The organism is Bacillus sp. JJ1127 (assembly GCF_036965845.1).
Taxonomy (GTDB): domain Bacteria; phylum Bacillota; class Bacilli; order Bacillales; family Bacillaceae_G; genus Bacillus_A.
Genome location: NZ_JBALQK010000172.1, coordinates 1 through 5,453 on the forward strand (window position 1 = coordinate 1; position 5,453 = coordinate 5,453).

Consider the following 5,453-nt stretch of genomic DNA (forward strand, 5'->3'; position numbering starts at 1 on the left):
AAAAGAAACATAAGATTGCCGTAAATCATAGTTTTTTAGAAATTATTCTTCGGAAATTCGAAGTAAAACATTGCCATAAATACACTATTTTTATACAGTTAACTGAGAAGCACTATTTCATTTTATCCTCCCATTCTCTTAATACTTTTCTATGAAACAACCTTTGTTAAAAACCCAACCTTTATTTCATTTTCCTGAAATTTTATTAATAGGACAACTTCATGCCCAATTTCTACAATGAATGACTGTGCTGAATTAGTAGAATGGGCAAACAAAGTGGTTAATTTTTACGAGTTATAATATCGAATAAGAAGGTGTTAAAATGTCTAGCCATGCCAACTTACAGATAAAAAGCTATATTCATTCTCTTGAAAAACAGAGGACATTATACAAAAGAACCTTACTCATTGTTAGTATGTCTCAAATTTTTGGAGGAGCGGGTTTAGCCGCTGGGATAACGGTAGGTGCTCTCCTCGCTCAACAAATGCTTCAGACGGAAGCCTTTGCTGGATTACCAGCTGCTCTTTTCACCTTAGGTTCAGCAGGAGCTGCTTTATTAGTTGGGAGACTCTCCCAGAAATTTGGTCGGCGTGTTGGTTTATTCACAGGCTTCTTAGTGGGAGGAATAGGAGCCCTTGGCGTAGTTATCGCCGCAATACTTAATAGTGTTTTTCTTTTATTTATTTCGCTATTTATTTATGGTGCGGGGACAGCAACAAATTTACAAGCTCGATATGCTGGAACAGACTTGGCGAATAATAACCAGCGTGGGGCAGCTGTAAGTATAGCGATGGTATCTACAACATTTGGTGCCGTAGCTGGTCCTAATTTAGTCGAAGTTATGGGAGACTTTGCTCTTTCAATTGGTGTACCTGCCCTAGCAGGACCCTTTATTTTAGCTGGAGTAGCTTTTATATTAGCAGGGCTAGTCCTCTTCATTTTACTGAGACCCGATCCATTTGTTATTGCACAAGCTATTGAATCTTATAACAAAGAAAACAAAAAAGAAGACACAACTTTTATCGTGAATCATGCAAGTAATAATAAGGGAATTATCCTGGGAGCAACAATTATGATTCTGACACAATTAATCATGGTTGCCATTATGACGATGACCCCTGTTCATATGGAGCATCATGGACATAGTATAGGAGCAATAGGACTTGTGATTGGTATCCATGTAGGGGCTATGTATCTTCCATCACTATTTACAGGTTATTTAATTGATAAAGTTGGAAGAATATCAATGGCAATTGCATCTGCAATGACTTTGCTACTTGCAGGTTTAGTTGGAGCATTGGGATCAGGCGAAAGTATGATTTCTTTAATTAGTGCACTTGCTTTACTTGGTTTAGGATGGAACCTCGGCTTAATAAGTGGCACAACTCTAATTGTTGACCACACACACTCTTCTAATCGAGCAAAAATTCAAGGTACAGCGGACGTTTTTATTGCCTTAGCAGGTGCGTCTGGAGGAGCTATGTCTGGGATGATCGTTGCAAATTCAAGCTACACGACATTATCATTAGTTGGTGGTCTGTTTTCATTAATCTTAGTACCTGTAATTTTATGGTCTCGTAAAGCCAGATAATATCCTATATTGTGATAATTCATGTATAATTTTCCCTGATTTGAGCTGCGTGGACTTCATCATTTACCACGAAACAGCATGTCTTTTGCCATATTCAAAATTGCCCGATATATCACTTCTTCCAGATAGTATAATCAGGAAAAGGAAGGTGAATGAGCTATGATACAAAAAATAGGTTGGGCTAATCTAATGCGTTTAGTTTCGTTAGGAATTTTCGGGGCCTTCTTATCAGGTTTTGCTAAATCGATTCCTAACAATACTTTGTCCTGGGGAATCCTTGCTGTTGGAATTGTAATTACATTTGGATCTTCTCTTACAGGGCTTTACTTACTTAAAAAAAATAGAGTGTAACAACGGATAACACCTCCGTTTAAGTACTTTTCATCGGAACCTTTATAAACCCAGTCACAAAAAATCACCTTTTAGTCAAACTAAAAAGGTGATTTTTTGTGAAACTATATTAAAATTTTCTAAGTTATAACTAGTGAATATCATGTTTTTTGAAATTACCGCCCTTTACTTCTGCTACGTCATATACCGTAACAAAGGCATTTCCATCAATTTCATGAATGATTTCTTTCATTTTACTTTCTTCTAAACGGTTAATGACACAAGTGATTTCTTTAAATTGTTCATTTGAATAACCGCCGTAAACCTCATTATACGTTGCACTTCGACCTAAGCGATCTCGAATTGTCTCTACCATTAATTCAGGTTCCTTTGTGATAATTTTAAATGTTTTAGAACCACTTAAACCTACTTCAACGATGTGAATCACTTTAGAAGCAATAAAGTAAGCAATTGCTGAAAGAATAGCTCCTTCAAGACCAAATACTGTTGAGACAACAATAAAGACAAACATGTTTAAAAATAAGATGAGGTCACTTGTCCCAAAAGGTAATTTTCGAGAGAGTAATACGGCTAACATATCAATCCCGTCTAATGCGCCGCCATTACGCAATGCTAACCCCATACCAAAACCGATGATAATACCCCCAACAACGGTAACTAACAATGTATCACCGTGAATAATGGTTGGTACTTGGTGCATAAGAACCGTACCGATTGCTAATGAAGCAATACCGATAATCGAATAAATGGCAAAATTCCTACCAATTTGCTTATACCCTAGCCAAACAAAAGGAATGTTAATGACTGCAATTAGAACTCCTAATGGTAATCCAAGTAGTTTTGAGCTAACGATACTTAAACCCGTCACACCACCATCTGAAACGTTGTTTGGGATTAATACCGATTCTAGTCCATATGCTGTTATAAATGCCCCAATAATAATCATTAATACTCGTAAACCAATTTTTAGTTTATTGGGCTTGTGTTTTTTGATTGTACTCATATAATTCCTCCGTTTCAAACTATTTTCTCTTTTCATTACTACACATTTTTGAATCAGCTAGACTCATTCCTAATAACTATTCTAACATATTCCCATCAGAATACTTATGAAACCTTTGCCTCTTTAAGTAGAATTCCTTATAATCTCTTCTGAAATGTAAAAATATCCTATTTCCTTTTAAATTTTTATTCAACAAAATGCCCCGATTGCAGAATGACAGAACAAGCATATTTTTAAATAACTTTATTGTTAATCAACAGTTTGTAACCTAACAAGGTAATTGTTTTCAGAAAAAAAACCTCTTTATGTTCAAAGAGGTTTTTTGCTGTACATATACTAATATTTATTTTACGCCCATCTTTTCTTTAACTTTTTTTGGGAGTTCATCTTTCTTTATTCCTTCCCAGGATGTTACACCTTTTTTAGTGGCCGCTAACTTGATCTACATGCGCAATGTGTTTCCGTCCAAAAGCAACGACCAGCATGGCCACGAATACAAATACAGCGCCAATTACGAAAGGAACATGTGGAGTATACATTTCAGCAAGCTTATTAGCCAGCCAAGGTCCGATCGCTCCGCCTATGAAACGGACGAAGCTGTATGCTGCGGAGGCCGTAGCGCGCTCTACTGGCGCAACCTGCATAACCGCTGTAGTAATCAAAGTATTATTCGTTCCCAAGAATAGGCCTGCGATGATAACGAAAACAATAATAGCTGTTCTTGATTCTGTCCAAATTCCCATTGCCAAAAGAGTTAATGCAAACAAGGTTAACATCGCGCACATTGATTTAATCGTTCCAAATCTAGCTTGAAGCTTCGGAGCAACAAAGACGGATGTGATAGCGAGACAAATTCCCCATCCAAGGAACACATATCCTAACCCATGCTCATCCAATCCCATGACGAATGGAGCGTATGCCATTAACGTGAAAAATCCGATGTTATAAAGGAATGCTGTAACCCCAAGTCTTAATAATCCAGGGAATTTCAATGCTTTGATCGGATCAAGAATAGAGCTTTTTACTTTCGGCTTTGCAACTTGAGGCATTTTTAATAAAAGAGCAAAAAAGGCAATGATCATTAGCACGCTTACCCCATAGAACGGGCCGCGCCAAGAAATAGAGCCTAATTCTCCGCCAAGTAGTGGGCCTACGGAAATACCAAGTCCGATGGCTGCTTCATACAAAATGATTGCTTTAGCGGTTCCGCCTACAGAGAAACTTACTATCGCAGACAACGCTGTGGCAATAAATAATGCGTTGCCAAGTCCCCATCCGCCTCGGAAAGCGACAATTTGCCCTATTCCATTTGAAGAACCCGCCAGTGCCGAAAAGACGATGATAAATAGAATGCCGGTCAATAAAGTCCACTTAATACCAAGCCTGCTGGAGACAACGCCGGTAATCAGCATCGCAACCCCAGTAATTAAGTTATAGCTTGAAAATAGTAAGGAAACCTGGCTTGGAGTAGCATGAAGTTGTTCTGCAATCGCAGGTAAAATAGGATCGACAAGTCCTAAGCCCATGAAAGAAATGATTGTGGCAAAAAAGATAACCCAAACGACAAGCGGTTGTTTGGCCGATTGATTTTGGGCACTAAGTGAATACGATTGATTTGAATTCATCCATTACAAACTCCTTTATATATGGTTTTGGGGCAAGTTCAATCTACTGTTTACAGTTCCCTGATTGATATCTCTTATCCATCCCCTTTATATTGAAAAAGCTATGATTGCAATTTCGTTACAAATGTTAGTATAAAACTTTATAACCTTTACGTCAACGTTAACTTTAATAGACGGAAAAGAATGATTTTATTAATAAGCCCCTCTTCATGGTTAGCCTAAACCGCTTGTTTTTTCTGAAAAAGCTCTGGTTGTAGTATAATATTCTTGAGCTTAAAAACTACATCCTGTTAGTGTAATAGTAAAAATAAAGAAATATAGGGACGAAATGATAGACGAAATAAAAATAGATGACGTAGCGAAACAAAGCGGTTTAACGAAACGAACCATCAGATATTACGAACAAATCGGACTGCTGCCTACCCATCAAGCTACTATTTTGAAGTACCTCCAAAACAAAAATTTTATCCCTCCACAGTTGTCTATTTTTTTATTTTGGAGAACAATGAATTTCTTAACTCGATGGCGATGTGGCGCTATCTCCAAATACTCTTCCTTATAATTTTTTAGAAGCATAACTTTGCCATAAATAAAAAGAACCATAACCTTGCCGAAACGGCAAAATTATGGTTCGAATCACAATTAGGCTTTAATTAATGACTAATATTAGCAGTTGGGTATAATGTCGTTCCTCCAAGTGAAACTTTTATTTCATTTGTTAATGGAACATTTTGTTCATTAATAATTGTTCTCCACCATTCCCATGCAAGACCTGTACATTCTCTCGCTACGACTTTCACATTTTTTGAATTAGGTGGAAGTGGTATGACTGTAGAGAAATGAGCAGTTTTGTCTTTTCCGTTTCCTTCCCAAGTTTTATGGG

At 37.2% G+C, this 5,453-nt stretch carries 5 protein-coding genes and 2 pseudogenes; 3 read left to right on the forward strand and 4 right to left on the reverse strand.

The features are described 5' to 3' along the window. The first annotated feature begins 322 nt into the window (after nt 1–322). Both V7183_RS17075 and V7183_RS17080 read left to right on the forward strand, forming a co-directional pair. Complete coding sequence (locus tag V7183_RS17075) at nt 323–1,591, forward strand: MFS transporter (protein WP_335360262.1); 1,269 nt, start codon at nt 323–325, stop codon at nt 1,589–1,591. Between the two features lie 159 nt (nt 1,592–1,750). Further along, entirely contained in the window at nt 1,751–1,942 is a 192-nt protein-coding gene (locus V7183_RS17080) for a hypothetical protein (RefSeq protein WP_097899418.1), read from the forward strand. Nucleotides 1,943–2,072: 130 nt separating this feature from the next. Here V7183_RS17080 and V7183_RS17085 read toward each other — a convergent pair whose 3' ends face one another. The 3 genes and pseudogenes from V7183_RS17085 to V7183_RS17090 all read right to left on the reverse strand — a co-directional run bounded on the left by V7183_RS17085 (nt 2,073) and on the right by V7183_RS17090 (nt 4,570). Next, the gene (locus V7183_RS17085; RefSeq protein WP_170958194.1) at nt 2,073–2,945 is read right to left on the reverse strand and encodes a YitT family protein; all 873 of its coding nucleotides are present in this window, start codon (nt 2,943–2,945) and stop codon (nt 2,073–2,075) included. 343 nt (nt 2,946–3,288) lie between these two features. After that, nucleotides 3,289–3,369: pseudogene (locus V7183_RS26005) on the reverse strand (YxeA family protein); the annotation flags it as partial. Continuing rightward, nucleotides 3,368–4,570: an MFS transporter gene (locus V7183_RS17090; RefSeq protein WP_097899420.1), complete on the reverse strand. Its 1,203-nt coding sequence runs from the start codon at nt 4,568–4,570 to the stop codon at nt 3,368–3,370. The gene V7183_RS17090 and the pseudogene V7183_RS26005, both read right to left, overlap by 2 nt. A 328-nt stretch (nt 4,571–4,898) precedes the next feature. Here V7183_RS17090 and V7183_RS17095 point away from each other — a divergent pair. Further along, nucleotides 4,899–5,000: pseudogene (locus tag V7183_RS17095) on the forward strand (MerR family DNA-binding transcriptional regulator); the annotation flags it as partial. Nucleotides 5,001–5,223: 223 nt separating this feature from the next. Here V7183_RS17095 and V7183_RS17100 read toward each other — a convergent pair. Beyond that, nucleotides 5,224–5,453: thiol-activated cytolysin C-terminal domain-containing protein (locus V7183_RS17100; RefSeq protein ID WP_335360263.1), on the reverse strand; the 230-nt coding region annotated here is incomplete at its 5' end.

Bases quoted from the DNA above. Each gene is read 5' to 3' on its own strand.
- V7183_RS17075 (WP_335360262.1), top strand. From the start codon at position 323: ATGTCTAGCCATGCCAACTTACAGATAAAAAGCTATATTCATTCTCTT.
- V7183_RS17080 (WP_097899418.1), top strand. From the start codon at position 1,751: ATGATACAAAAAATAGGTTGGGCTAATCTAATGCGTTTAGTTTCGTTA.
- V7183_RS17085 (WP_170958194.1), bottom strand. From the start codon at position 2,945: ATGAGTACAATCAAAAAACACAAGCCCAATAAACTAAAAATTGGTTTA.
- V7183_RS17090 (WP_097899420.1), bottom strand. From the start codon at position 4,570: ATGAATTCAAATCAATCGTATTCACTTAGTGCCCAAAATCAATCGGCC.